Source organism: Ensifer sp. NPDC090286 (assembly GCF_044769565.1).
In the GTDB taxonomy this organism is placed as follows: domain Bacteria; phylum Pseudomonadota; class Alphaproteobacteria; order Rhizobiales; family Rhizobiaceae; genus Ensifer.
Genome location: NZ_JBIVYF010000003.1, coordinates 236,256 through 262,193 on the forward strand (window position 1 = coordinate 236,256; position 25,938 = coordinate 262,193).

General features: G+C 63.4%; 18 protein-coding genes, 1 pseudogene and 1 riboswitch. Of the genes and pseudogenes, 9 read left to right on the forward strand and 10 right to left on the reverse strand.

Annotated elements, in window-relative coordinates:
* The first annotated feature begins 52 nt into the window (after nt 1–52).
* On the forward strand, nt 53–823 hold the full coding sequence (locus ACIQUG_RS16430; RefSeq protein WP_043619809.1) for a TlyA family RNA methyltransferase: 771 nt from the start codon (nt 53–55) through the stop codon (nt 821–823).
* Nucleotides 820–2,070, forward strand: coding sequence for a class I SAM-dependent RNA methyltransferase (locus ACIQUG_RS16435; protein ID WP_402323202.1), 1,251 nt, complete (start codon nt 820–822; stop codon nt 2,068–2,070). Before ACIQUG_RS16430 ends, ACIQUG_RS16435 begins: the two co-directional genes overlap by 4 nt.
* Before the next feature lie 309 nt (nt 2,071–2,379).
* Here ACIQUG_RS16435 and ACIQUG_RS16440 read toward each other — a convergent pair whose 3' ends face one another.
* From ACIQUG_RS16440 to ACIQUG_RS16455, 4 genes are all read right to left on the reverse strand, one after another.
* Nucleotides 2,380–4,584, reverse strand: a complete 2,205-nt coding sequence (locus ACIQUG_RS16440) for a methyl-accepting chemotaxis protein (protein ID WP_402323203.1) — start codon at nt 4,582–4,584, stop codon at nt 2,380–2,382.
* Between the two features lie 300 nt (nt 4,585–4,884).
* Nucleotides 4,885–6,963, reverse strand: coding sequence for a methyl-accepting chemotaxis protein McpU (mcpU, locus tag ACIQUG_RS16445; RefSeq protein ID WP_402323731.1), 2,079 nt, complete (start codon nt 6,961–6,963; stop codon nt 4,885–4,887).
* 378 nt (nt 6,964–7,341) lie between these two features.
* Complete coding sequence (locus ACIQUG_RS16450; protein ID WP_402323204.1) at nt 7,342–8,094, reverse strand: crotonase/enoyl-CoA hydratase family protein; 753 nt, start codon at nt 8,092–8,094, stop codon at nt 7,342–7,344.
* Between the two features lie 11 nt (nt 8,095–8,105).
* Entirely contained in the window at nt 8,106–9,887 is a 1,782-nt protein-coding gene (locus tag ACIQUG_RS16455; RefSeq protein WP_402323205.1) for an acyl-CoA dehydrogenase, read from the reverse strand.
* A 286-nt stretch (nt 9,888–10,173) separates the two neighbouring features.
* Here ACIQUG_RS16455 and ACIQUG_RS16460 point away from each other — a divergent pair, with 286 nt between their 5' ends.
* Together ACIQUG_RS16460 and ACIQUG_RS16465 are read left to right on the forward strand one after the other, a co-directional pair.
* Nucleotides 10,174–11,163, forward strand: coding sequence for a transporter (locus ACIQUG_RS16460; RefSeq protein ID WP_402323206.1), 990 nt, complete (start codon nt 10,174–10,176; stop codon nt 11,161–11,163).
* A gap of 75 nt (nt 11,164–11,238) precedes the next feature.
* A complete protein-coding gene (locus ACIQUG_RS16465; protein ID WP_043625922.1) occupies nt 11,239–11,673 on the forward strand; it encodes a VOC family protein in 435 nt (144 codons plus the stop codon).
* A 128-nt stretch (nt 11,674–11,801) separates the two neighbouring features.
* Here the strand turns inward: ACIQUG_RS16465 and ACIQUG_RS16470 are convergent, their stop codons facing one another.
* Entirely contained in the window at nt 11,802–12,254 is a 453-nt protein-coding gene (locus tag ACIQUG_RS16470) for a BA14K family protein (protein ID WP_402323207.1), read from the reverse strand.
* 373 nt (nt 12,255–12,627) lie between these two features.
* Between ACIQUG_RS16470 and ACIQUG_RS16475 the strand changes: the two are divergent.
* Nucleotides 12,628–13,665 (forward strand): annotated as a pseudogene (locus ACIQUG_RS16475) (glycoside hydrolase family 25 protein); the annotation flags it as partial.
* Between the two features lie 221 nt (nt 13,666–13,886).
* On the opposite strand, the gene ACIQUG_RS16480 reads toward ACIQUG_RS16475, so the two are convergent.
* Both ACIQUG_RS16480 and ACIQUG_RS16485 read right to left on the reverse strand, forming a co-directional pair.
* Nucleotides 13,887–14,981, reverse strand: coding sequence for a 2Fe-2S iron-sulfur cluster-binding protein (locus ACIQUG_RS16480; RefSeq protein ID WP_402323208.1), 1,095 nt, complete (start codon nt 14,979–14,981; stop codon nt 13,887–13,889).
* A 1-nt stretch (nt 14,982) separates the two neighbouring features.
* Nucleotides 14,983–16,227 carry an aromatic ring-hydroxylating dioxygenase subunit alpha gene (locus ACIQUG_RS16485; RefSeq protein WP_402323209.1) on the reverse strand — a complete coding sequence of 415 codons (1,245 nt, stop codon included), beginning with the start codon at nt 16,225–16,227 and terminating at the stop codon, nt 14,983–14,985.
* A 103-nt stretch (nt 16,228–16,330) separates the two neighbouring features.
* A riboswitch (cobalamin riboswitch) is annotated at nt 16,331–16,532 on the reverse strand.
* 317 nt (nt 16,533–16,849) lie between these two features.
* On the opposite strand from ACIQUG_RS16485, the gene ACIQUG_RS16490 reads away from it, so the two are divergent.
* The 3 genes from ACIQUG_RS16490 to ACIQUG_RS16500 all read left to right on the forward strand — a co-directional run bounded on the left by ACIQUG_RS16490 (nt 16,850) and on the right by ACIQUG_RS16500 (nt 20,077).
* Nucleotides 16,850–17,449: a DUF6656 family protein gene (locus ACIQUG_RS16490; RefSeq protein WP_043625931.1), complete on the forward strand. Its 600-nt coding sequence runs from the start codon at nt 16,850–16,852 to the stop codon at nt 17,447–17,449.
* Between the two features lie 77 nt (nt 17,450–17,526).
* Nucleotides 17,527–18,501, forward strand: coding sequence for an L-threonylcarbamoyladenylate synthase (locus ACIQUG_RS16495; RefSeq protein WP_402323210.1), 975 nt, complete (start codon nt 17,527–17,529; stop codon nt 18,499–18,501).
* A 142-nt stretch (nt 18,502–18,643) separates the two neighbouring features.
* Entirely contained in the window at nt 18,644–20,077 is a 1,434-nt protein-coding gene (locus ACIQUG_RS16500) for an FAD-binding oxidoreductase (RefSeq protein WP_402323211.1), read from the forward strand.
* Nucleotides 20,078–20,148: 71 nt separating this feature from the next.
* Here the strand turns inward: ACIQUG_RS16500 and ACIQUG_RS16505 are convergent, their stop codons facing one another.
* Nucleotides 20,149–22,623: a DUF1217 domain-containing protein gene (locus ACIQUG_RS16505; RefSeq protein WP_402323212.1), complete on the reverse strand. Its 2,475-nt coding sequence runs from the start codon at nt 22,621–22,623 to the stop codon at nt 20,149–20,151.
* A gap of 344 nt (nt 22,624–22,967) precedes the next feature.
* Between ACIQUG_RS16505 and ACIQUG_RS16510 the strand changes: the two genes are divergently transcribed.
* Nucleotides 22,968–23,534, forward strand: coding sequence for a DUF6101 family protein (locus tag ACIQUG_RS16510; RefSeq protein ID WP_034801118.1), 567 nt, complete (start codon nt 22,968–22,970; stop codon nt 23,532–23,534).
* 402 nt (nt 23,535–23,936) lie between these two features.
* Here the strand turns inward: ACIQUG_RS16510 and ubiA are convergent, their stop codons facing one another.
* Nucleotides 23,937–24,896, reverse strand: a complete 960-nt coding sequence (gene ubiA, locus ACIQUG_RS16515) for a 4-hydroxybenzoate octaprenyltransferase (protein WP_402323213.1) — start codon at nt 24,894–24,896, stop codon at nt 23,937–23,939.
* Nucleotides 24,897–24,970: 74 nt separating this feature from the next.
* Nucleotides 24,971–25,777 carry a MipA/OmpV family protein gene (locus tag ACIQUG_RS16520; RefSeq protein ID WP_402323214.1) on the reverse strand — a complete coding sequence of 269 codons (807 nt, stop codon included), beginning with the start codon at nt 25,775–25,777 and terminating at the stop codon, nt 24,971–24,973.
* Between the last annotated feature and the right edge of the window lie 161 nt (nt 25,778–25,938).

Here is a 25,938-nt window from a genome sequence, read left to right on the forward strand (position 1 = left end):
CGCGTCGAGCGCGGGGCTTGCCATTGTCGCGGCAAGCCGCCATGAGAAGCACATGTCAGAAGATCGCCAGAACGAAGAACACAAGAACCGGGTCCGCCTCGATCAGTTGCTGCTGAACTCGGGGCTCGTCGCAAGCCGCGCGCGCGCCCGTGACGCAATCCAGCGCGGGACCGTCAAGGTCGACGGCCGCACGGTCACCAAGGCAGCCTCCATGTTTGCCGAGACCGTGACGATCACCATCGATGATCCGGCGCAGGACTACGTCTCGCGCGCCGCGCTGAAGCTGGTCGCGGCGCTCGATCATTTCGGGCTCGACCCCTCAGGCGAAAGCTGCGTCGATATCGGCGCCTCGACCGGCGGCTTCACCGAAGTGCTGTTGAAGCGCGGAGCCGAGCATGTGGTCGCGATCGACGTCGGCCATGGCCAGATCCATCCGCGCATCGAGGGCGACGAACGCGTCACCAGCATCGAGGGCCTCAACGCCCGCGCCATGACCGAAGAGGATATCGACGACCGCGACATCACCTTCGTCGTCTCGGACGTCTCGTTCATCTCGCTCAAGCTCGCACTGCCGCCGGCACTCGACATGGCCTTGCCGGGCGCGCACTGCATCCTCCTCGTAAAGCCGCAATTCGAGGCGGGCCGCGACGCCATCAGCAAGGCGGGCCTGCTCAAGGATCCCGAGAGCGCGCCGGATGTTGCCGCCGAACTCGAGCGCTGGCTTGTCGAAGACATGGGCTGGCAGAGCCTCGGGCTCATCCCCTCTCCGATTGCCGGCGGCGACGGCAATGTCGAATTCCTGCTCGCGGGCAAGAAGCCATGACCACCGAAGCCGTCACCGTCAAACGGCTGGGCGCCCAGGGCGACGGCATTGCCGACGGTCCGGACGGACCGATCTATGCGCCCTTCACGCTGCCCGGCGAAAGCGTCGCGCTCGCCGTCAACAAATCGCACGGCACGCTGATCTCGGTGAGAGAAGCCTCGCCCGAACGGGTCGAGCCGCACTGTCGGCACTTCGGGCCGGATGGCGTCAATGGCACCTGCGGCGGCTGCACGATGCAGCATGCCTCGGATACGCTCTACCACGGTTTCAAGCGCGATCTGGTGATCGCCGCCCTGAAGTCGAAAGGCCTGACGCCCGAGGTGGCGCCGCTCATCACCGCCGAGCCGGGCCAGCGCCGGCGTGCGGTTTTCACGGCGCGCAAGACCGAGAAGGACCTGCTGCTCGGCTTCAACCAGGCCGAAAGCCACCACATCGTCGCGATTTCGGAATGTCCGATCGCGAGCCCGGGCATCGTCTCGAAGCTCGCAACCATCGCCAGGATCGGCACTGCGATGGCGGTCAATGCCGAACCCTTCCGCATCACCGTGCTCGAAACGCTCTCCGGGCTCGATCTCAACGTCGACGGTATCAAGAAGCTTGACGACAGCGTGCGCCGCCGCACGGTCGAAGCCGTGCTTGGCGAGCGCGGCATCGCGCGCGTCAGCCTCAATGGCGAAATCATCGTCGAGCCGGTGAAGCCGGTCATCGATTTCGGCGGCGTTTCCGTTTCGCCGCCGCCCGGCAGTTTCACCCAGGCGACGGCACAGGCCGAAGAAGCGATGGCGAAGCTGGTGCTCGACCATCTCGGCAAGTCCAAGCGCGTCGCAGACCTCTTTGCCGGCTGCGGCACCTTCGCGCTGCGCATCGCCCGCAAGGCACGCGTCCATGCGGTCGAAGGCGAGGACAAGGCGCTGAAGGCGCTCGACGTCGCCGCCCGCAATACGCAAGGGCTGAAGCCGGTGACGGTCGAGAAGCGTGACCTCTTCCGCCGCCCGGTCATGGCGCAGGAACTGAAGGTGTTTGATGCCATTGTCTTCGACCCGCCACGGGCCGGCGCGGAAGTGCAGTGTCACGAGATCGCCCGCTCGGGCGTCAAGAAGGTCGTCGCCGTTTCCTGCAACCCAGTGACGCTCGCGCGCGACCTCTCTATCCTGACCGCCGCCGGCTACCGCATCACCTCGGTGACGCCGATCGACCAGTTCCTCTGGTCGTCTCACGTCGAGGCGGTGGTGACACTGGAGAAGTGACGAGGCCTGCAAGGCTGGCCTCAAACCAATTGCTTCACCGCCGTCCGTGAATGTCGCCCCATCGTTGCCGTCATGCTCGGGCTTGACCCGGGCATCCATCTCCGAGCCTCGAACTCCATCGCACTGGATCCTCGAGTCAAGCCCGAGGAAAACAGGTGGAGGCGTCGGCGAACGAAGAAGAGGCGTACCAACGACAAAGGCCCGGTTTCCCGGGCCTTTATGATGTCAGGCTTGAAGCGCTTGCCATTTTGATTCACGGCAAGCGCCCTATCACCTTGTTATTGCAGCGTTCTGTCGATCCGCTCGTACTCAGGCCGCGCGACGACGACCACCACCGCCCAACTGAACTTCGCCAAGATTGAACTGGGCGAGCAGCGCGTTGAGCGAGGCGGCTTCGGACGCCAGCCCATGGCTTGCCGCCGTCTGCTCCTCGACCATTGCCGCGTTCTGCTGGGTACCCTGGTCCATGGTGTTGACCGCCGTGTTGATCTCCTGGAGCCCCGTCGACTGCTCACGCGTCGCGGTCACGATCGCGCTCACATGTCTGTTGATCTCCTGCACTTCGGCAACGATCGTTTCCAGCGCCTTGCCGGTTTCGCCGACCAGGCTCACACCGCTCCTCACCTGGTTGCCCGAGGTGGTGATCAGCGCCTTGATCTCCTTGGCGGCCTGTGCCGAACGCTGGGCAAGCTCACGCACTTCCTGGGCGACGACGGCAAAGCCCTTGCCCGCTTCCCCGGCACGGGCCGCTTCGACGCCCGCGTTCAGCGCAAGCAAGTTCGTCTGAAAGGCGATGTCGTCGATGACGCCGATGATGTTGGAGATCTCGCCCGAGGACTTCTCGATCGCGTGCATCGCCTCGACGGCGTTCGCCACAACCTCGCCGGACTTCTCGGCGCCGGCACGGGTGCGGGCGACGAGCGCGCCGGCCTCTTCGGCGCGGCGGGCGGAGTCGTTGACCGTCGTGGTGATCTCTTCGAGCGCTGCGGCAGTCTCTTCGACCGAGGCTGCCTGCTGCTCGGTGCGGCGGGCAAGATCGTCGGCCGCCGAGCGGATTTCCGTCGCGCCGGCGTCGATGCCGCGGGCGTTGGCACCAACGGCGCAGAGCGTGTCATGGAGCTTGGCGACCGAGTTGTTGAAGTCGGCCCGGAGACTATCGAGGCGATCGGCGAAGGGGTCGTCGATGCGGTAGGCGAGATCGCCCTCAGCCAGACGGCCAAGGCCCGTCGCAAGACCATTGACGGCCTGCTGGATCTCGGCCGCGTCGCGCGCCTTCTGCGCTTCACGCTCCAGACGCTCGCGCTCCGACAGCGAACGGTTCGCATCCGCTTCGCTTTCGAGCTGCATCTTGGCGATCGTCGCATCACGCAGGACCCGCAGGGAGCGGGCGAGATCGCCGATCTCGTCCTTGCGCTCGGCTTCCGAAAGATCGACGTCGGTCTCGCCGGCCGCGATCTGGCCGGTGACGCCGATGACATTGGCGACGCGCTTGCGGAAGCGGCTTGCCAGCGTCCAGCCGACGATGATCATGATCGCGGCGGCAACGGCAATGACGGCGATCGAGATCATCGCAAGCTGCGAAAGGCCGGCAAAGACCGTGGCTTCGGGAACCGAGACCACGACATACCATTCCGTGTCGGGCAACAGGTTGACCGGCACGGCGACGGCCAGATGCGCGCTGCCATCCGTGTGCTTCAGCGCGAAGGCCTGGCCGGTGCGGCTCAAGAGGTCTCCCCACCCCTCACCCGCAAGCGGCGTGTCCTTCAGCACCTTGCCGAGCACGGTGGCATCGGGGTGGCTGATGATGCTGCCGTCCTTGCTGAGCAGCGAGACGAAACCGGTGCCGAAGGGCTTCAGCTTGGCGAGCTCGGTCGACAGTTCGCCGAGCGCCATGTCGACGCCGACGACACCGATGAAGGCGCCGTCCTTCTTCAGCGGCACCATGATCGAGGTCATCAGCACGTCCTTGCCGTTGATCGGGTAGACATAGGGCTCGGTGACCATGTCGAGGCCGGTCTTCTTCGGGATCTGGTAGTAGTCGCCGGGGCCTGGCTTGTCATAATCGGCCAGCGCTTCGTGGATCACCTTGTCACCGGAACGGGCGATATAGGGAACGAAGCGGCCGGTCGCATCGTGACCGGGCTTGCTGACGAACTCGGCGTCCTTGCCGTCGAAGGCGTTGGGCTCCCAGCCGGTGCTCATGCCGACGGCAAGCGGGTTATCGACGATCCAGCGTTTCATCAGGGTTTCGATTTCGGCGCGCGAGGGCTCGCCGGTGCCCTTCACCGCATAGAGCGCGGAGCGGATGTTGTTTGCGAGCGTCTTTGCCTCGGCAAACTTCGTCTCGACGCTGCGCGCGCTTGCGGATGCGGCATTGGTCATCTCGGCGATGCTGCGCTCACGCAATTGCTGATAGGAGAGCCAGAAGACGACGGCGGCGGTGACCATCGAGGTCAGAAGGCCGGTCATCACGATGGCGAACATGTTTCTTGCGGTTGCAGTCTTTAGGATCACCGTATGTCTCCCCTCGCGCCTCCGCCATTGCGGTCGTGCGCGGCCAAATCATCGATTGCGTGACGGGCACGCTGAGCATTGGGACAGGTGTCTGGAGCACATCGCGATGATGAATGCTGGAGGCGACGTGCGGGCGAAGTCATTTCGCGGCGAAGAAACGGTATGCGCGACCGCTTTATCAAAGCTTAAGAAACAAGGGGATGACTCGCGATCCTGCAGTGAAAAGCGAGAATCCTGATGCAGTGCGCAAAGAAAAGGCCCGGTCTCCCGGGCCTTTTAGTTGTCGAATGTCGGCGAAGACTAGGCTGCGCGGCGGCGGTGGCTGGTCGCCGACGCGTATACGCTCTGCGTATCGCCAAGATTGAACTGGGCGAGCAGCGCGTTGAGCGAGGCGGCTTCGGACGCGAGACCATGGCTGGCGGCCGTCTGTTCCTCGACCATCGCCGCGTTCTGCTGCGTGCCCTGGTCCATGGTGTTGACGGCCGTGTTGATCTCCTGAAGTCCGGTCGACTGTTCGCGCGTCGCGGTCACGATCGCGCTCACGTGCTTGTTGATCTCCTGCACTTCGGAAACGATCGTCTGCAGCGCCTTTCCAGTATCGCCGACGAGCGTCACGCCGTTCCTGACCTGATTGCCCGAGGTGGTGATCAGCGCCTTGATTTCCTTGGCGGCATTGGCCGAGCGCTGCGCGAGTTCTCGCACTTCCTGGGCGACGACGGCAAAGCCCTTACCGGCTTCACCGGCACGCGCCGCCTCGACGCCGGCATTCAGAGCCAGCAGATTCGTCTGGAAGGCGATGTCATCGATGACGCCGATGATGTTGGAGATCTCGCCAGAGGACTTCTCGATCGCGTGCATCGCGTCTACGGCATTGGCAACGACCTCGCCGGACTTCTCGGCACCGGCACGGGTGCGGGCGACGAGCGCACCGACTTCCTCGGCCCGGCGAGCCGAGTCCTTCACGGTCGTGGTGATCTCTTCGAGGGCTGCCGCGGTCTCTTCGACCGAGGCTGCCTGCTGCTCGGTGCGGCGGGCAAGATCGTCGGCGGCCGAGCGGATTTCCGTCGCGCCGGCGTCGATGCCACGGGCGTTGGCACCGACAGCGCAGAGCGTGTCATGGAGCTTGGCGACCGAGTTGTTGAAGTCGGCGCGCAGACGATCGAGACGATCGGCGAAGGGGTTGTCGATGCGGTAGGCGAGATCGCCTTCGGCAAGGCGGCCAAGGCCGGATGCGAGGCCATCGACGGCCTGCTGGATCTCTGCCGCATCCCGCGCCTTCTGCGCCTCACGCTCAAGACGCTCGCGCTCCGACAACGAACGGTTCGCATCCGCTTCGCTCTCAAGGCGCGCGCGCTCGACGGCATTGGCCTTGAACACGGCGACGGCGGCGGCCATGGAGCCGATCTGGTCGGTCCGCTCTTCGCCGGGGATCTCGACGTTGTGATTGCCCGAGGCGAGCTTTTCCATCGCGCCGGTCATGTCCGTGACCGGACGGATGACGAGGCGGTTGAGGAAGGTCGCGAGGAAGACGAGCATCACGCCGACCGCGAGGATCGTGGCGATGGTCGCGGCAATGCGGAACTGATCGATCGCGGAGTAAGCGGCGTCCGCATCGATGACGAAGCCGATATACCATTCGACCGAGGGCAGGCCCTGAACCGGAACGAAGCTCACCAGCATCGGCTTGCCATCGAGCTCGGTGTTCATGATGCCGGTGCCGATTGCCGGCGTGTCGATCGGGAAGGCATCGGCAAGCGACTTGGTGACAAGCTTTGCATCGGGATGGACGAGGATCTGGCCGTCCTTGCTCGCGAGGAAGGCAAAGCCCTCGCCGCCGACATCGACGCCCTTGATCATGGTCACCAGGGTTTCGAGCGAGAAGTCGCTGGCGGCAACGCCATAGAGCTTGCCGTCGCGCTTGACCGGGACGGCCGCACTGATGATCAGCGCGCCGCTGGACGCGTCGACATAGGGTTCGGTCAGCACGCGGGCGTCAGCCTTGACGGCCTGCTGGTACCAGGGGCGCTGGCGCGGATCGTAGCCGGCCGGCATCGGATTGTCGGGCCAGGTGATGAACTTGCCGCTTTCGTTGCCGACATAGGTCGACATGAATTCGCTGGTGAGAACGTCGTTCTTCAGGATCGGCTGGACCGCGCCGTCATCCGCGACGTTGCCGGTGGCATTGGCCACCATCGCCGTCAGCGTGACGCGGCCGTTGAGCCACTTGGCGACGCTCTGCGCAGCCTGCGTACCGGAGGAGGCAATGTTCTCCTCGACGGCCTTGGTGGTCGTGTCGCGCTGCAGGCTGTCGATGTATACGGAAAAGCCGGCGAAGGCGCCGACGACGACACAGGACGCGGCAACGAGGATGCGCGTCATGAGGTTCGATCGCTTGGACAAGGTGGGCTCCCAATGGGTGCCGGCGGCGACCGCCGGACATGAGCTCTTGATGATTTTCGCGCAGCATCCATCGTCCGTCGGAAAGACGGCGCGCGGAGGCTGACGGGAAAACGTTGAACATGCCAGAAGGCGGGGCCAGCCCTGCTTCATGCGGCTGGGGCCATCCCGAAAAGAGGATAGGCCTATCGCGCAGGACGCTAGCGACCGGTATTTAAGAAGAAATTAAAATTGATATATGCAAGTTCGCGATGGCGGCGGCAACGGGATCTTTACCGCCGGGCGAGTAGGAGCTTGCCCCCAAATGCACAACGGGTGCACAGCGGCACCCGTCTCGTCCATCACGAAATCCAAGCTGGTTCAGCGGCGCATGAAGGCCTCGAAGGCGGCGCGCGCTTCGGCGCTCTTCAACTGCGCTGCGAAGTGTTTTGCTTCCTCGTCGATGCGGGCCAGCACGTCGCTGCGGTCGCCGCGCACGAGATCGCGGGCGATGCGAAGTGCCTCCGGCGGCTTCTTGGCGAGCCGGGCGGCGAGCGCCAGCGTTTCGCTCTCGACTGCATCCTGACCGACGACCTTCCAGATCAGCCCGGCGTCGACGGCCTCGCGTGCGGTGAGCGGCTCACCGGCGGCAAGCAGGGCAAAGGCGCGCTGGTGGCCCATAATGCGCGGTGCGATCAGGCTGGAGGCCGCCTCCGGCACCAGCGCCAGGTCGACGAACGGCGTCTTAAACAGCGAACGTTCGGACGAGATCGTCAGGTCGCAATGGAGATGGATGGTCGTGCCGATGCCGATCGCCAGGCCGTCGACGCCCGAAACGACAGGCTTGGTTGCGGTCGCGAGCGCCTTCAGGAATTCGATTACTTCCATGCCCATGGAGCCGCCCATGGCGAAGGCCAGGAAGTCCGCCATGTCGTTGCCGGCGGAGAAGCAGCCATCCGTGCCGAGAAAGGCGGTGGCGCGCACGGCCGGGTCGCTCGACGCCACCGTCAGCGCATTGGTCATCTTCGCGTACATCTCACGCGTGATGGCGTTTTTCTTTTCCGGCCGGTTGAAGCGGATCACCTGGACGCCGGGGTGGCCTTCCGGCCGTTCGATGAGCACGTGGTCGGTCATGATGGGTCCTTTCAAGCCAGAACGGCGCGGGCGACGGCGAGGCTGTCGGCGCCGTTGACGACACGGTCCTTCAGCGCGGCAGTCTCGGCCAACAGGTTTTCAGCGGTGAAGCGGCAGAGCGCGATGCGCTGATCGTCCTTGCCATCGCTCACTTCCGCCAGACCGCCCTTTGCGAGATAGGCGCCGGTCAGCGCCAGGCCGAAGAGGCGCTGGTAGGCGGTGGCGCCGGCGAGCGCTTCTGCGAGTTTGCCGCCGGCAACCGCCGCAATCAGCCACTCGGTCGCAGCCGAAAGATCGTCCAGCGCCGCATCGAGGCGCGCAGCCGTCTCGCCGAAACCATCGCGGTTCGAGGCACGAACCGCCGCTGCGATCTCGCGCAATTCGGCAATGAAGCCGCGCACGTGGCCACCATCGGAGAGCGACAGCTTGCGGGTCACGAGATCGATCGCCTGGATGCCGTTGGTGCCCTCGTAGATCGGCGCGATGCGGGCGTCGCGCAGGTATCGCGCGGCACCGGTTTCTTCGATGAAGCCCATGCCGCCATGGACCTGGATGCCGAGCGAGGCGACGTCGACGCCGGCATCGGTCGAGAAGGATTTGGCGATCGGCGTCAGCAGGCTGGAGCGCTCCTGCCAGAACTTCGCCTTCTCGCTTTCAGCCGCGTGCCCCATGTCGACGGCGTGGGCGCAGGCATAGGAGATAGCGCGGGAACCCTGCGTCAGCGCCTTCATCGTCAGGAGCATGCGGGCAACATCCGGGTGCTCGATGATCGGGCTCATGCCCTGCCCCGTCCATCCGGGCGCCTTGCCCTGGGTGCGTTCCTTGGCAAAAGCGATCGCCTTTTGGGTCGCGGCATCGGCGATGGCCACACCCTGCATGCCGACCGCGAGACGGGCGTTGTTCATCATCGTGAACATGCAGGCGAGACCGCGGTTTTCCTCACCGATCAGATAGCCGATCGCGCCCTTTTCAGCCCCGAACTTGCCGTCGCCATAGATCATCGTGCAGGTCGGCGATCCATGGATGCCGAGCTTGTGTTCGAGCGAATGGCAGAAGAGGTCGTTGCGTTCGCCGAGCGAACCGTCCGCGTTGACCAGGAATTTCGGCACGAGGAACAGCGAGATACCGCGGGTCCCGGCCGGTGCGTCCGGAAGGCGCGCCAGCACCAGATGGACGATGTTGTCGGTGAAATCGTGTTCGCCCCAGGTGATGAAGATCTTCTGACCGAAGATGCGGTAGGTGCCGTCGTCGCGGCGCTCGGCGCGCGTCTTTAGCACACCGAGGTCGGAGCCGGCATGCGGCTCGGTCAGGTTCATCGTGCCGGTCCATTCGCCGGAAACCATCTTCGGCAGATAGGTGGCCTTCAGTTGATCGGAGCCGTGTTTTTCCAGCGCCTCGACGGCGCCCATGGTGAGCGTCGGGCCAAGTGCGAAGGCCATGGAGCCGGCGTTCCACATTTCCATGGCGGCGACGTGCAGCATGTGCGGCAGGTTCTGACCCCCGAAATCTTCCGGCGCGGTCAGCCCGTTCCAGCCGCCGGCGATCCAATTGTGGTAGAGGTCGCGCCAGCCATCCGGGGTCTCGACCTTGCCTTCGACAAGACGCGAGCCCTGCTTGTCGCCGATGTCGCCAAGCGGTGCCACCTCTTCCGTCGCGAACCGGCCGGCCTCGGAAAGAATGGCATCGACCAGGTCTTCGCCGAGATCGCCCAACGCGCCCGATTGCAGCGCATCGCCCATGCCGGCCACGTGCTTCAGCGTGAACGCGATCTCGTCGACGGGTGCCTTGTACATGATGATCCTCCCAGATAGCCAGGTCGCGCCGGGCGCTGCCTTGTGCGCCGAACACTATTGATTTTTACGTAAACGTCAACGTCAATTGCCGTCGGCATCCCGAGCGTCGGGCTTCGGCCACCCGTAACAAAACTGTCATCAACGGCGCATAGAAGCCAAGACAGACAGTGCCGCACGTTGTCGAAGACGCGGCGGTCACTGTAGCACTTTGAATGGCTGCATGTTCTGCCCTTCCATCGCCAGCCATGGATCGGAACAGACGGCCCACCCTGGACAAGGCGTTCAGATGAACCTGATTTCCCCCGAAATACCCGGCATCGTCTGGGCCTATCGTTTCGTGCCGGGCGAAAGCCGCTGCCAGCGGATCGCCACCGACGCCTCGATCGACAGCCTGCTTGAGGGCGACGGATGGGTGTGGGTTCATCTGGCGCTCTCGGACGCGCGAACGCCTGCGCTCATCGAGCGGGTCGGCAACCTGCCGCCGCTCGCGGTCGCAACGCTCACGAGCCACGACACCCAGGCCGCTATCACCGTTTCGGACGACATCGTGCACGGCACGCTCGTCGATTTCGAGCGCACCTTCGACGCGGTGACGAAGACGATCGGCTGGCTGCATTTCGCCGTGAGCGACCGCATCATCATCACCACCCGCCTGCATCCGTTGCGCAGCATCGACCGGGTCAAGGCGGCCGTCGAGAAGAGCACGAAATGCGCTCGGCCGATCGACCTCTTCGAGATGATCGTCGTCGAATTCCAGCGCACGCTGATCTCGCTGGTTCTGGAGTTGACCGAGGACCTGAACGTCATCGAGGACCATGTCTATGGCGAGGCCGGGCATCGGCAGCAGCCGGGGCTCGCGCCGCTGCGCAGGACCGTGGTGCGGCTGCATCGGCACCTGCGCACGATCCTCGCCTTGCTGCGGCGTGCGGGCGCATCGGATGAGGACGAGGTGCCGCCAGGTTTCATCGACGCAGCGGAGCGGCTTTCCGATCGGCTGGAAGCGGTCGACCGCGACGTCTTTGCGCTGCAAGAGCGGGCACGGCTGCTGCATGAAGAGATCGACAGCAAGATCTCCTCGGAGACCAACCGGCATCTTTACATCCTGTCGCTGATGACCGCCTTCCTCTTGCCGCCCACGCTCGTCACCGGCTTCTTCGGCATGAACACCGGGGCGCTGCCCTTCGCCGACGGCACTGGCACGCTTTACGCAGCGCTGTTCATCGCGCTCTCCATGGCCTTTGCCTGGTGGATTCTCCGGCGGATCGGCATTCTCTGAGACGCCGCTCGGAACCCTCACCAAGCGATCGGTGTTGAAGAGAGCAACCAGAACGACACCGTGGAGATTGCAAGCATGGCGCTCAAGCGAATGGACAACATAGGCATCGTCGTCGAAGACCTCGAAGGGACGATCGATTTCTTTCGTGAACTTGGCCTTGAGCTCGAAGGTCGGGCGGAGATCGAAGGAGAATGGGCCGGGCGTGTTACCGGGCTTGGCGATCAGCATGTCGAAATTGCCATGATGCGCACGCCGGATGGCCATAGCAGGCTCGAGCTTTCCCGCTTCCTCGCGCCGCCGGTGGTCGCCGATCACCGCACGGCTCCGGTCAATGCGCTTGGCTACCTTCGCGTCATGTTCGCCGTCGACGACGTCGACGAGACGCTCGAGCGGCTTCGCAAACGCGGCGCGCAGTTGGTCGGGGAAGTAGTCCAGTACAAGGACGCCTACCGGCTTTGCTACATCCGCGGGCCCGAAGGCCTGCTCATCGGGCTCGCCCAAGAACTTTAGCACCGCAGGACAAGTTCTCGCCGGGCACGACGGTGCTATCGACCGGTCCCAGCGCGCGCAGTGACGGGTCTCATGCGAAGCCGGGCGCAAAAAGGCCGGGAGCGGAAGCGCCCGGCCCTGCCTCCCCGTTAGCTATAGGGCGAATAGCACTGGCGGCGCGGACCGCCATAGGGCTGATAGGTATTGTCATAGGCCCGGTAGGAGCGGTAGCGGTCGTAGCACCACTGCACATGGCGGCTGCCATAGACGGGCGCCGGACGCGTATAGCGCGGCGGCTGGGCAATCGCTCCGCCGATGATGACGCCGGTGCTGAAGGCTGCCATCGGATACCACCAGCCATTGTAGTAGCGATAGCCAGGACGGCGATAGTTATAACCGCGGTAGCCGTTGTAGTAGTAATAGCCGCCGCGACGCTCCATGCCCGGTCTGCGATACTGGACATTGACCACATCGTTCTGCCGCTCGACGCGCGGCGGGGTCGGCGTGAAGGCCTGCGACGGGGCAGCCGACGTCACCAGCACGGCCGCCGCAACGGCCACGGAAAACCACCGGCCCATCCCGGACTTCAGCACGTTCTTCATCAAATCCCTCCATCACCGAAAGCATGTTGCGCGCCCCCGGCTTCGGGTTGCCGCGACATTTCAACCTTTTCCATGATTTCACCCCGACCGAGGCCGATCCGGGGATGTCCCTCAGCCGGGAAATCCGAAATCGACCGATAACGCATAAGTCACCGGTTTTGTTCCATCTTCCGCGTCCTTCGGGATCAGGCTGCGAGGCCGACACCCGTTGCCGTGGCGCGCTTTGCCGCATCATCGACTACCTGACGCGATCATGAAAGCAATTGCTTATATACAGCCGCAGGTCGGTATACATTCGCGCGCCGCTCCCGCACAGTCCGCGCGGGGGCTGGGATTTACGATGCGTTAACGATACTGTCGGCAATCTCAGAGAATGGCAAAGCGGTGTATCTCCACGACAGGGATGATTCTGTGCCTCGCGACCTTCATCGGTCTGGCTTTCGCGGCGGCGATCGCACGCGCCGGTGAACTGGAGCCCTGGAAGACCAAATCGAACGCCATCATCGTCGACGCCTATGAGATGAACAGCATCGACTGGGAAACGATGCTTGGCGACAAGCGCATTTCCGGCTTCATCGCCAAGGCCTCCGACGGCCTGCCCGAAAGCTTCTCCTGCACCGGCGACCACAACGGAGACACCTTCAACCACTGCAAGACCATGTGGCGCAAATACGCCGTCAGCCGCGAACTCTACCAGACCCGCCGGATGATTGCCCGCTCGCACGGACTGCTGTGGGGTGCTTATCACCTCGCCCGTCCGGGCAATCCCGTCGACCAGGCGAACCATTTCCTCGACTATGCCGAGCCGCGTGACGACGAGCTGATGGTGCTCGATCTCGAAGGCATCGACCCGGACAAGTACATGTCGCTCGAGGACGCCGCCATCTTCGCCGGGCACATCAAGACCCGGACCGGGCGCTACCCGATCCTCTACACCAACCACATCACCGCCAAATACATCGCCGCGCACCGGGCCAAACACCGGCTGCTGTCGCGTCTGCCACTCTGGTACGCCCGCTACAAGCCGGATATCCGCCAGGTCTTCCCGATGGGCAACTGGGACAGTTACGCGCTGTGGCAGTTCTCCTCGGGCATCAACTGCGGAAAGCGCCGATGCCCCTACCGTGTGCCGGGAACGCTTGACGACATCGACGTCAATGTGGCGGCGATGTCGCCGCCGGCCCTGAAAGCGATCTGGGCTCAAGGCGCCTTGCTGCCGGAAAAGCCGCTACCGCTGATGCTCGTCGCCCAAGCCGAGCGGGGAACGGGCATGCAGGCGGTCGCACGGGCAACTGCGATGTTTAGCGAGCCGCTGCTCGTCAGCCGCGCCGACGCTGCGAGCGGCGCCGGCAGCGGCGTCGACATGATGGTGACCGGCTCGATCGATTTCGCCCGCCAGGAGCGCGCCCTGCAGGTGGCGATTGCCGGAAATGAAGCTGCCCAGAGCACATGCCCGAAAACGGCGACCGGCACCGACGCCCCGGCAAGCGTTTCGGCCAATCCGATCCCCTGCACCGCGCCCTAAGCCTGTCGCGTGAAAAAGGATCTCGCGCCAGGCTTTAAGCTCTGATCCTTTATGCACGTCGCTGCTGCAAAACCGCGGCGCACCTCTCGCGACATGCATCGACGCCCTCAGGCTTCGATCTGGACGTCGCCAAGCGGCCGTGAGCAGCAGGCGAGGATGTAGCCCTCGTCGATCTCGTCGTCGAGAATGCCGCCATTGTGGTTCATCTCGACCTCGCCCGCGACCTTCATCACCCGGCAGGTGCCGCAGATGCCGCCTTCGCAGGCAGCGCCGATGCGCACCCCATTGGCGCGCGCCGCCTGCAGGATCGTCTGGCCGGGCTTGGCCTCGACCTCCTTGCCGCTCATGGTGAAGGCAACCTTGGCCGCCTGTATCTCGCCCTCGTCTCCGGCACCGGCGCGCACGGCGATCTCTTCGGCGGCGGGTGCTGCCGCCGGCTGGAAGCTCTCCTCGTGATAGCGGCCCATGTCGAAACCGGCCGTCTTCAGCATCTCGCGCACGCCGCGCATGAAGGGCTCGGGGCCGCAGCAAAAGACGGTGCGGTCCATGAAATCGGGCGCAAGCAGCGGCAGCTTGGCGCCGTCGATGCGGCCGCGCAATCCGTGCCAACCGTGGCGCGCCTCATGCCCCTCGACGATAAAGCCGAGGTTGAGCCCGGACATCTGGGTGGCGAGCACTTCCAGTTCCGAACGGAACAGCAGATCGTCCGGACGACGCGCGCAGGAGATGAAGGTCACATCCGTCTCCGGCACGCAATCCGCCATCCAGCGCGTCATCGACATCATCGGCGTGATGCCGGAGCCGGCCGAGATGAACAGGTACTTGTCGCCGGGATGACGAACGAAGCTGAAATCACCGAGCGGACCGAAGGCCCGGAGCTTCATGCCCGGCTTCAGGTGGTCGAACATCCAGCGGGTGCCGATGCTGTCGGCCTGCGCCTTCACCGTGACAGCGATTGAAAGCGGCCGCGACGGCGTCGACGACAGCGTGTAGGTGCGCATGACCGGCTCGTCGGCGACCGGCAGTTCGAGCGTTACGAATTGCCCGGGCAGATAGCGGAACCAGGCGGGCTTTTCGGCTCGGAAGCTGAAGGTCATGACATCGGCGGTCTCGACGACAGCCGATGTGCATTCGAGCATCTGCTGCCGATCGATCCAGACATGCAGCGCGTCGAAATGGTGAAACGAGGAGGCCATCTGCATGTCAGGCGACCCTTGAAAGGGGAGCCGCGTCGCCAGAAAGGCGCTGCTCCATGAACTTGCAGTACCACTCGACGAACTGCATCACGCCGCCTTCGTGCTCGGGCGAATAGGGACCGGGCTCATAGGCCGGCGAGCGGATGCCGAAGGCATTCTCCTCGACGATCTGGCGATCCTGATCGTTGGTCTCGGTCCAGACATGCGTCAGTTCCTCGAGGTGGTAATCGACGCCTTCGACCGCATCCTTGTTGACCAGCCACTTCGTCGTCACCTGGGTAAGTTCAGGCCCGAGCGGCAGCACGCGGAAGGTGATGGCGTGATCGGCGAGCACATGGTTCCAGGTGGTCGGGTAGTGGAACATCAGAAGCGTGCCGATCTGGCTCTGGGAAACATCGGCCGACAGAGCCCGCCTGACGGCGCGCGCGCCCGACATGGTGTAGCTTTCGGCATTGTCGACAAGCGGCATGCGGGCGGCGCGGAACTGGCCGGTTGGCGACATCCTGAACTCACTCGGCAAGCCTTCGGCCTCGCATTTCGCCCAATGTTCGGCGATCACGGGATCATCCTTGGCGCCCTGCACACCGGTCGCGGTCGGGGCTTCCGGATAGGTGCGGCAGAGTTCCGGGTGATTGGCGGCGCAATGATAGCATTCGCGGTTGTTTTCCCAGACGAGCTTCCAGTTGCCCTTCTCGACGATGGTGCTTTCGAACGCGACCTTGGTTTCGCCGAGCCGGTGCGGCGCGAGATAGGGCAAGGCCATCTCGCGGAACGCGGTGAAATCCATCGGCTTTTCCGACAGGTTGATGAAGATGTAGCCGCCGACCGTTTCGCAATGGATCGGCTTCAGGCTGTGGGCTGCCTTGTCGAAATCCTCCCCCATCTGCCGGGCGAAGAGCAGCGAGCCGTCGAGTTCGTAGGTCCACTGGTGATAGGGACAGACGAGCTTGGCCGACGAGCCCTTCTGTTGCGTGCAGACGCGCGAGCCGCGATGGCGGCAGGAGTTGTGCAATGCCCGGATCGTGCCCTGGCGATCGCGGGTGATGACAACGGGGTAGTCGCCGACCTGGACGGTGAAATAATTGCCGGCCCGCGGGATCTCGCAGTCATGGCCGATGAACAGCCAATCCTTGTACCAGATGTTTTCCAGATCCTGCCGATAGTAGTCGGGATCGATGTAGAAGGCCCGATCGAGGCTGTAGCCGTCGCGCCGGCCCTTCAGCTTTCGAAGCATATCGTTTCTGGTTTCCATGTCCTGTCCTCATGCGCCATGTCTTGGAGAGGCAGGACAGGAACCCGCACGGGCACACGCCCATGCGTTGTCGGCTCCGATCCGGCTGCCCGCCGCAACCCGTTACGGTTATGTCCGTCAAGGCTGGTTTCCGGGCTCAGGAGCGGTCCCTTCGGACCAGCCCGGCGCCTTCCCGGACGAACCGTCCAGTGGCCTTTGCCGAGGCTTTCGCTCCACCACCGTTGCGGGGGCAGCGCCGGGATTTGACCGGCTTCCCAATTCTCCGCCTTCTCTTCGAAGACGGCACCTTGAGTAAGGATATGTAATCGCGGAAACCGCCCTGGCAGCTGCCGGATAGCGACATCCAATTCCAGAATGACGACACGGGAAAAACCGCCATCAACGGCGCCTGTCTTAGAATTTTTACACTACAAACATATAGATAGCTCACATGTTGGGCATTTGCCGCCTTTTGCGGCGCGGGCGGCGCAGACGCGGGAAAGCTTCGCCCGTTTGCGACATCCCGTCAGATAGGGAACACTCATGATGCAGCCAGCAGGCAATCATTCATTAACCATGAGCCGCTAGCCTAGCCGGCGGACGAGAGAGGTCCTGCAGGCAGGCAGATGGCGCGCTGACGATCATGGCAAAGTTGAGATACTACGACGCGGCAGCCGAGGCGCCGCCGACAATCCCGCCGAAGACGGCGGTTCATACCGAATTCCTGCGCACGGGCCGGATCAATCGCAGGCAATGGGTGCCGAGCGAACGGCGCTACCTGAGCTATGAGGAAGTTGCGGACAGGACGGGCAAGAAGCTCAACACCGCCGGCGACACGACCCATAAGCGGATCAACGGCTTTCACACCTCGATCCAGTTCCCGAAGATGATCTTCCACCGCACGCTCGTCGGCCGGCCGCATCTCGGCTACTGTCACGTGACGGCGGCGCGCACGCCGGTTACGCCCTCCAAGGACATCACTTGGTCCTTCTACTTCGCCAACTTCTACTGCGACCTCGGCCACGAGACGCATTTTTTCGAAGGCATCCAACCCGGCTATTCGCGCATGTATTTCGCCGTCGCCATCGAACCGGGCGCGGAAGCCGGCCAAATGGTCATCAACCGCAATTTTCGTGACAACGGTCTGCTGTTTCGCACCGACGATCCCAAGGTCGCGCTGAAAAACGTGCTGATGCTCGGTGCCAAGGACGACGCGTTGCGCCGCATCATCCGCAGCCTCTGAGCCGAGCCGGTTGCCTCAAAGAAAATCGTTCTGTTTTTCCGGTGCGTCCGTTAAGGAAGCGTCGGAAAGGAAACGGCATGGCTGAGATCATCGATACGGATAGGGAACCGGACCGCGCGATCGCGCGTGCCTGCGCCGTTCTTGCCGAAGGCGAGCCGGTCGCCATTCCGACCGAGACCGTCTACGGCCTCGCCGCCGACGCCACCAATCCTGATGCGATCAGCCGCATCTACGAGATGAAGGGGCGCCCGCGCTTCAATCCGCTGATCTCGCATGTCTCCGACATGGCGATGGCCGAAGCCCACGTGCACTTCGATCCGGTTTCCCGTCAACTGGCCGAAGCCTTCTGGCCCGGCCCGCTGACGCTGATCCTTCGGCAGCGCGCCGACAGCACGGTTCATGCGCTGGCGTCCGCCGGCCTCGACACGCTCGGCATCCGCATGCCCGACGGTTTCTCCCGCCGGGTTATAGGCCGCTTCGGGCGGCCATTGGCCGCGCCCAGCGCCAATACCTCGGGAAAGATCAGTCCGACCAGTGCGGCCCATGTCGAGGCCGATCTCGGTGGAAAATTGAAGCTGATCCTCGACGCCGGCCAGGCCCAGATCGGCCTTGAATCGACGATCATCAAGGTCGATGGCGACGAGATCCGGCTGCTTCGGCCGGGTGGCCTCGATGCTGCCGAGATCGAACGCCTCCTCGGCCGTCCGGTGATCCGGCCGGAGGCGGCGGGAGCGACGATCGAGGCGCCGGGCATGCTTGCCTCGCATTATGCGCCCGGCGCTGCGGTGCGGCTCGATGCCGCCGAGGTGCATGCCGGCGAAGCCTTGATCCGTTTCGGCGGCAATCGGATTGCCGGCGAGGAACAGGCGGCCATCGTTCTCGACCTCAGTCCGACTGGCAATCTGCGCGAAGCCGCCGCCAATCTCTTCGACTACATGAAACGGGCGGATGCCAGCGGCGCAGAGACCATCGCCTTCGGGCCGATCCCTTCGGACGGGCTGGGGGAAGCCATCATCGATCGGTTGCTGCGGGCAGCCGCACCACGAGGGTAAGATAGTGCGGGGCATCTTCCGCGCGCCCGCTCTCACCGAACGGCACCCATTGCGGTTATGATCGCCGCCGACCAGGAACCGAGGATCCCATCCTCAGATCGACCGATCCGATAGCGCACAGGCGCAACGCGAAGTGAGGCCCATGACCACCCTTCCCTCTCCCGAACTCATCGCCTCCTTCGTCGACATCATCGGCAGCGCCAACGTGCTGACGGCCGAACCGGACAAGGCACGTTATCTCGTCGAATCGCGCGGACTTTATCGCGGCACGACGCCGATGGTGCTGCGTCCGGGCTCCGTCGACGAGGTCTCGCGCATCATGAAGCTTGCAAGCGCCACCCGCACGGCGATCGTGCCGCAGGGCGGAAACACCGGCCACGTCGCGGGGCAGATCCCGCGGGAGGGCAAGGCGGACATCGTTCTTTCGCTGGAACGGCTGAACCGCATTCGCGACATCGATCCGGTCGGCAATGTCATCGTCGCCGATGCCGGCTGTATCCTTGCCGACATCCAGAAGGCGGCGGACGAGCACAATCGCCTGTTCCCGCTGTCGCTCGGCTCGGAAGGTTCGGCCCGCATCGGCGGCAATCTCTCCACCAATGCCGGCGGCACCGCCGTGCTTGCCTATGGCAACATGCGCCAGCTCTGCCTCGGCCTCGAGGTAGTGCTGCCGACCGGCGAGATCTGGGACGGGCTGCGCCGGTTGAAGAAGGACAATACCGGCTACGACCTGCGCGATCTCTTCATCGGTGCCGAAGGTACGCTCGGCGTGATCACCGGCGCCGTGCTCAAGCTCTTTCCGAAGCCGCTCGGGCATCAGGTCGCCTTTGCCGGGGTCGGCAGCGTCGAGCATGCGCTCGCTTTGTTCGAAAAAGCGTCCAGCCTTTGTGGACCGGCGCTGACCGGCTTCGAGCTGATGCCGCGGCTGGGCGTCGAATTCACCGCCAAGCACATCCCCGGCGTTCGTGACCCGATGGACACGATCCATCCCTGGTACGCGCTGATCGATATCTCGACATCCGATACCGCCGAAAGCGCGGAACGGATGGTGCAGGATCTTCTGGAACAGGGATATGCAGCCGGCCTCGTCGAAAATGCCGTGATCGCCGCCAACGAGACACAGGCCAAGGCGCTGTGGCACATGCGCGAGAGCATGTCGCCGGCGCAGAAGCCCGAGGGCGGCTCGATCAAGCACGATGTCTCCGTGCCCGTCTCCAGCATTCCGGCCTTCATGAAGGAGGCGGATGCGGCCGTCATGAAAGCGATTCCCGGCGCGCGCATCTGCTCCTTCGGCCACATGGGCGACGGCAACATCCACTACAACATTTCGCAGCCTGTCGGCGCCGACAAGCAGGCCTTCCTCGACCGCTGGCGCGAAATCAACGCCATCGTCCACGGCATCGTGCTGAGCTATAACGGCTCGATCTCTGCCGAACACGGCATCGGCCAACTGAAGCGCGACGAACTCGCCGAGGTCCGGGCGCCGATCGAAATCGAGCTGATGCAACGCATCAAGCACGCATTCGATCCCGCGGGCATCATGAACCCCGACAAGGTGTTGCGCGCTGACCGATGACGGCGGCCCGCCCCGCGCGGCGGGCTACCATGCAGCCGCCAAGCCGAAGCCCGGCCATCATGCGGCTGGCCTCAGCGGCCGCCCGCGCGTAGCTGCGAGAGCGTCATCAGCGTTTCGGCACTGACGCTGCCGCCCCCGCCGCCGGTCAGGATCGCGAGACCCGGCGAAACGTCCTGGTTGTTTTCGACGTCATAGAGTGCCGTGAAGCGCTGCAGCAGCTTGTCGATCTTCCCGGGCTCCTGCAATTCCTTGAGGTTGATCGTGCGCTCGATATAGGCCGCCTGGGCTTCGATCTTGGCGTTCTGCAAGCCCTCCGGCATGCTGTAGGCGGTCTTGATCACCTCGAAGAGGGCGCGGTCGGCCAGGATGTCGTATGCCGTATTGATCTCCGGGGCCTTGCGCTGGAAGTAGAGCGCAAGACGAATGCCGCCGTTGTCAGCGCCTTCCCGTTCTTCGAGCGACTGGTTGAGGAAGAGATCGACCGTGGTGATGAGACCGCGGCGGGTCTGAATATGGCCTGCCTCACCCCGGACGATCTTGCCGTCCTTGTCGAAGTTGAAAGACGAGACGATCTCGCGGTATTTCAGCCCGTTCGGATCGGTGTTGATAAAGCTCTTCGGATCTTCGAGATCCGACGTGAACATCTCTCTGAGATAATCGCTCTTGACCGTCTCGGGATCGATACCGGAGCCGACAAGGACCAGATCGACCAGTCGGCGGTTCTTCAGAAAGTCATCCAGCGTTTCGATCTTGGCGATCTCGGCGGTGTAGTATTTGGCTTCGTCCTGGGCCTTTTGCTTGGCGACCTTCTTCTCGTCGTCGGTCCCGAAGCGGGACTTGGCGATGATGTAGTCCCTCGCCGTGCTCATGATGTCGGAGTCGCTCTGCGCGAGCTTCGGCGCGCCGAGCGTCCCGTCGGGATTGAAATTGAACGCCTTCACGAGCTTGACGTAGCGCTCATCACGCAGCGTGTTGGCATAGCTCTTGGGATCGTTGAGATCACTGGTCAGTATGCGCTTCAGCTCACGCGTGCTCAGCCCCTCTTCTTCGAGCCCGAAGGCGCGCAGCGTGAACGTCACCACACCCTTGTCGGCAAGCAGCTTGTCGACCGATTCCATCGTGTTGACCAAGAGCTTGAAGCTCTTGACCATCGCTTCGTCTTCGGCGTCGCCCTTGTCGTTGTAGCGCACCATGTAGCCGTCGGACGTGGTCTTCAACTGATCGGCGCTCTGTGCCGTCTTGCCGGGCTGCAGCGTGCCGTCGGCCTGGAAATTGAAGGCCTTGTGCATCGCCTTGAAGGCGGCATTGTACTCGCCGCCCTGTGTGTTGACGTAGCTGTTCGGGTCGTTGATGTCGCTGGTCAGGATGTTTTCGATCGTCGACGGCACCGTCGTCGATGCCTTGAGGCCGAAGGCTGTGACGATGTAATTGAACAGCCGGCTATCGCTTGTCAGCTCAGAGATGCTGGTAATGCCGGCGATCTTCTGCTCGTAGTATTCCTTGTTGAGCAGCGCCCCGGCACCGGTCAGGCGCGTTCCGCCCATTGGAGTATCGCCGGGTTTTTCGAAGACGTAGATGTTGTTGAGCGCCGTCTTCTTCTCTTCACTGATCGCCTTCTCGCCAGCAGGGACGCTGCCGTCGGCGTTGAAGTTGAACGTTTCCGCCAACTTGATGTAGGTTGCGAAATTGCGGATGCGCCCGTTCAGCTGGTTGATTTCGTAGCCGAGCGATGTCATCAGCGCAGGGGCCTGATCGCGCGGCGGCAGCTTGGCATCGAGATCGGCGACGATTGCGTTCTGTTCGTCGATCTTCGCCTGAATCGCCGGCTTGTCCGCAGAGGGTGCTTCCGCCAGCTGGGCGGTCAGCACATCGATCGCCGCAAGAGACTTCATCCGTGTGTCGAGGTCCGTCTGCAGCTTGACCGCTTCATCCCGTCTCGTGATGTCGGCCGTGCGGCTTGCGGTTAGGGCGGCCGGGTCGCTGGTCAGGGCGTTGCGCACTTCAGTGTAGTTGAATGTCTTCGTGTCCAGCCCGAAGACCGTAAAGGCAAACGAACGCAGCCGTTCGTTGCCGAGAAACTTGTCGACATCGGTGACCAGATCCATGGCCGCGCCAAAATAGGCCATCTCGCCGCGCATCACCGTGTCGAGGCTGGCGATCCGCTCGTTGTAGAGACCGATCAGCGCATCCTGCTGTGCGTTGGTTTGAGCCACCGGCTTCGACGAGCTGAAGTTGAAGGCCTGCGCGAAGTTGCGGTAGCGTTCGTCCGTGAGACGGTTGGCAAAGCTGTTTTCGTCCGAAAGGTCGCTTTCCAGGACCTTGCGCATGAAGGCCTTGGCATAGGTCATGTCCTCCAGGCCGTGCGCCTTCATCGCGTATGAGTAGAGTCGATAGTCGTCCAGAAACTCCTCGACAGTTTTCACACTGCCGATGTTCTCTTTATAATATTCGGCTTCACGCGCGATCTGCGGCTGCTGGGCAATGCGGTTGAGGCTGCTCCTCATGTCCCGCGTGATGCGACTGTAGTCGAGATAGGTCGATACCATGCCCTGGCGCCTCGTCGGTTACCCATGGGGACAGGCCGGACCCGAGCCCCGAAACAGAATTCTGACGCGTCATGATTGCAGAGCTGGCTTGCGTGTGGCTTTTCCCGGCAGTTCGACCGACAGCGCAGGTGCGCCTGATCGGAACGAATGCAGCCGCACTGTTGACGAAACAGAAACCCTGACCGGTCGGCTTTTGCTAACCATCGAAAAACGCAAAGTTTTCTTAACCGCGAATTTTAAGTCGTTCGGAAAGGGCGCCGCCTATTCTCCTGCTCATAGAGGACGAAAAAGTCCCGACGAGAAGACCGGAAACCGGCTCTCAAGGAAAAACAAGGGCGATTGAAATGCGCAACACACTCTCTCAACCCGCATGGGTCGAAAACACGCTCCGTCTTGATCCGCAGCGCTTTCCACAGCAGGCGAGCTACGCTTTGCGCGGTCACACCGGTAATGTCACGATCAGCCTGGACGAGCGTGGCGCAGTTCTGCGCAAGGTGCTACCATCGAGCGGCCTGCCGCTTTCGATCGCACTGCCGGCGCGCGCATTCAAGGGGGTCGCGGCTCGCGCGATCGATCACGGCGACGGAGACGTTACAGTGACGCTGGAACTTCATCACGACGACCCGGACCTCTGTGTCCCGCTGCTCGTCGCACACGACCTGTCCGACATCGCGGCCGACTGGCGCGCCTGGGCAGAAGCTTACCGCATTCCGATGCTGATGGTCGAAGCGGATGGCGTGGCAAGGCCGCTCGAAGAGCACCTTGGCGACGTACGCACCGCGCCCGTCAAGCCGCGCCGCCGCCACTCCTTCTTCGCCGAGCGCCGCCCGCGCTTCCTCGTGCGCCGTTCCACCGGCACGCTTGGCGTACACATGAAGATCGACGGGCGCGAGATCATCGCCCGCAGCTAATTGCAGAGCCTACCTCCAGCGCGACAGCCGGCCGTTCCCTGCGGCCGGCTGTCGCGTTTGGTGCGGTCGGATCTGTCGGGATATTTCCTGCGGGCACGCGTGCCCTGACGGCGTTGCCGCCTCCCCCGACGATTTACCGGATGTTCCCCCGGAAACAGTCACATCGCCTTCTTCGTGCCATATGGGCTTCATAGCCAAGACCACGAAAGAAGGAGAAACCCGATGCGCAAGCACATCGCCTCAATCGTTGCCGCCGTCCTGTCCAGCTTCCGTGCGCGTCACGAGGCACGCAAGCGCAAGGCCGCCCGCGACATCAGCTGGGCCTGAGATTTTTGCAGGCTCGCAACGGGCGGGCCGACCATGGGGCAATGAAGACGATCCTCCGCCGCAACGGAGGATTTTTCATATCAGGTGCAGGAGAAGCGCCAGCACCAGACCGGCGAAGATGATCAGGCCGACGATGCCGTTGAACTTGAACAGCGCCAGGCACTGTGCGGGATCGTGAATGTTCAGGACGAGGATCTGATAGGTCAGCATCGCCGCTGCAATCAGGAGACCGACATAGGCAACCGCACCGGCGCCGGCTGCGACGAAGGACAGAAGGACAAGCAGCGTCGCAATGCCGTAAAGGCCGATCAGCCACGGGCGCGGGTTTTCACCGAAGCGCCGCGCCGTCGAGCGCACGCCGATCAGTTCGTCGTCCTCCTTGTCCTGGTAAGCGTAGATCGTGTCGTAACCGATCGTCCAGGCGATCGCCGCGCCGTAAAGCAGAACGGCGGCCAAGGAGAGCGTGCCGAACTCGGCCGCCCAGCCCATCAGCGCTCCCCACGAGAACGCCAGCCCCAGGAAGAACTGCGGCCAGTCGGTAAACCGCTTTGCGAATGGGTAGATCGCGACGATCGCCAGCGACAAGATGCCGAGCACGATCGAGAAGGTGTTGAACTGCAACAGCACCACAAGGCCGACGAGCGCCTGCAGCACCATGAACACCTTGGCCTGAAGGCGCGAAACACGGCCCGACGGCAGCGGCCGCGAGCGGGTACGGGCAACTTCCATGTCGATGTCGTGATCGACGATGTCGTTGTAGGTGCAGCCGGCGCCACGCATGGCGATGGCGCCGACGGTAAAGAGGAAGCAATGGAACAGGAAGCGGCCGAAGGAGAATTGACCAGCGCTGGCCGCGGCGCCCGACGCCAGGGCCACGGACCACAGGCACGGCAACAGCAGCAATTGCCAGCCGATCGGACGGTCCCAACGAGCAAGCTGCGCATAGGGCCAGAGCGCACGCGGCAGCACGCGATAGACCCAGTTGTTGGATGGCGCGTCCTGAACGCGGCCGGAATCGGCAGAGATTGTGTTCATATCCCTGTTTGACGCTGCGGGCCCGGCCGGTCAAGCGGCGAGATCGCCGCCGACCTAGGGAGCAAAACGCCTGATCAGGGAAGCGTGAAGTCGAAGCGGTAGGTGGCCGACAGGCCGACGAGAACCTGGTTACGGCTGCCGCGCTCGCGGACGAGGCTGGAATCGGCTGCCGGGCCAAGCAGGCGCTTGTATTCGGCATAGGCGCTCGTCTCGAGCTTTTCGGTTGCCTGCCAGGTGATTGCGGCACCGACGCCGGCCGAGCCGACGCCACCATGCGGGGTATAGTTGCTGAGACCGGAGGCCGCCGCCTCGCGATCATTCACACCGTAATAGGCCGTGTAGTAGCCGCTGGTGGCCGCCGACAGGCGCGGGCCGCCGGAAATGCGGACATTGCTGCTGACATCGGCAAAGGCGTCCGCCGCAACATCGGCGACGACGCCGTGGTGACTGCGAATGCCCTGGCGAACTTCGGCGCGCACACGCAGCCAATCGGTCGGGTAGACCTCGGCAAAGCCGCCGGCTTCACCGCCGAACTTGATCGGATCAAGTCCCTTGAGATCGCTGGACGTGCCGGCATCGCGTTCGAAAATCAGCTTGCCGACGAGACCGGCGCGGAAGCTGCCCTGGTCGACCAGCGCATAGGACATGTTGTCGTTGCGCGAGGAGAAGCGGACCGTGCTGCCGGCCTTGCCGAGCGAGATCAGCGGGGCAGCCTGGAACATGCGCTTGGAAGCGCCTTCGTATTTCGGGCCGTAGAAGCCGGTGGCGCCGACCTTCAGGTACCAGTCGCCGGACCAGAAATGTTGGCCGTCGCCGGCAGAGGCGGCATTTGCCGACAGCAAAAGGGTTCCAGAAAGGAGAAGAAGAGAACGGATACGCAAGAAACAACTCCGGAAGATGCATTCGCCGGGGCGAAATTGGCCGTGCCGTCGGGCCGAAGGAGGGAGTGGGCAGGAACGGCACAGGGCGAGTTATTGGCCCTTGTTCCTACGATTCCGTTAACCAGGTCAATTCAGCTTTCGTTTCCCATGAGCGGTTAGCC

What these genes read in the sequence shown, in the direction of transcription:
- ACIQUG_RS16430 (WP_043619809.1), top strand. Translation starts at nt 53, where the DNA reads ATGTCAGAAGATCGCCAGAACGAAGAACACAAGAACCGGGTCCGCCTC.
- ACIQUG_RS16435 (WP_402323202.1), top strand. Translation starts at nt 820, where the DNA reads ATGACCACCGAAGCCGTCACCGTCAAACGGCTGGGCGCCCAGGGCGAC.
- mcpU (WP_402323731.1), bottom strand. Translation starts at nt 6,963, where the DNA reads ATGACGCGCATCCTCGTTGCCGCGTCCTGTGTCGTCGTCGGCGCCTTC.
- ACIQUG_RS16450 (WP_402323204.1), bottom strand. Translation starts at nt 8,094, where the DNA reads ATGACCGACCACGTGCTCATCGAACGGCCGGAAGGCCACCCCGGCGTC.
- ACIQUG_RS16455 (WP_402323205.1), bottom strand. Translation starts at nt 9,887, where the DNA reads ATGTACAAGGCACCCGTCGACGAGATCGCGTTCACGCTGAAGCACGTG.
- ACIQUG_RS16460 (WP_402323206.1), top strand. Translation starts at nt 10,174, where the DNA reads ATGAACCTGATTTCCCCCGAAATACCCGGCATCGTCTGGGCCTATCGT.
- ACIQUG_RS16465 (WP_043625922.1), top strand. Translation starts at nt 11,239, where the DNA reads ATGGCGCTCAAGCGAATGGACAACATAGGCATCGTCGTCGAAGACCTC.
- ACIQUG_RS16470 (WP_402323207.1), bottom strand. Translation starts at nt 12,254, where the DNA reads ATGAAGAACGTGCTGAAGTCCGGGATGGGCCGGTGGTTTTCCGTGGCC.
- ACIQUG_RS16480 (WP_402323208.1), bottom strand. Translation starts at nt 14,981, where the DNA reads ATGCAGATGGCCTCCTCGTTTCACCATTTCGACGCGCTGCATGTCTGG.
- ACIQUG_RS16485 (WP_402323209.1), bottom strand. Translation starts at nt 16,227, where the DNA reads ATGGAAACCAGAAACGATATGCTTCGAAAGCTGAAGGGCCGGCGCGAC.
- ACIQUG_RS16490 (WP_043625931.1), top strand. Translation starts at nt 16,850, where the DNA reads ATGGCAAAGTTGAGATACTACGACGCGGCAGCCGAGGCGCCGCCGACA.
- ACIQUG_RS16495 (WP_402323210.1), top strand. Translation starts at nt 17,527, where the DNA reads ATGGCTGAGATCATCGATACGGATAGGGAACCGGACCGCGCGATCGCG.
- ACIQUG_RS16500 (WP_402323211.1), top strand. Translation starts at nt 18,644, where the DNA reads ATGACCACCCTTCCCTCTCCCGAACTCATCGCCTCCTTCGTCGACATC.
- ACIQUG_RS16505 (WP_402323212.1), bottom strand. Translation starts at nt 22,623, where the DNA reads ATGGTATCGACCTATCTCGACTACAGTCGCATCACGCGGGACATGAGG.
- ACIQUG_RS16510 (WP_034801118.1), top strand. Translation starts at nt 22,968, where the DNA reads ATGCGCAACACACTCTCTCAACCCGCATGGGTCGAAAACACGCTCCGT.
- ubiA (WP_402323213.1), bottom strand. Translation starts at nt 24,896, where the DNA reads ATGAACACAATCTCTGCCGATTCCGGCCGCGTTCAGGACGCGCCATCC.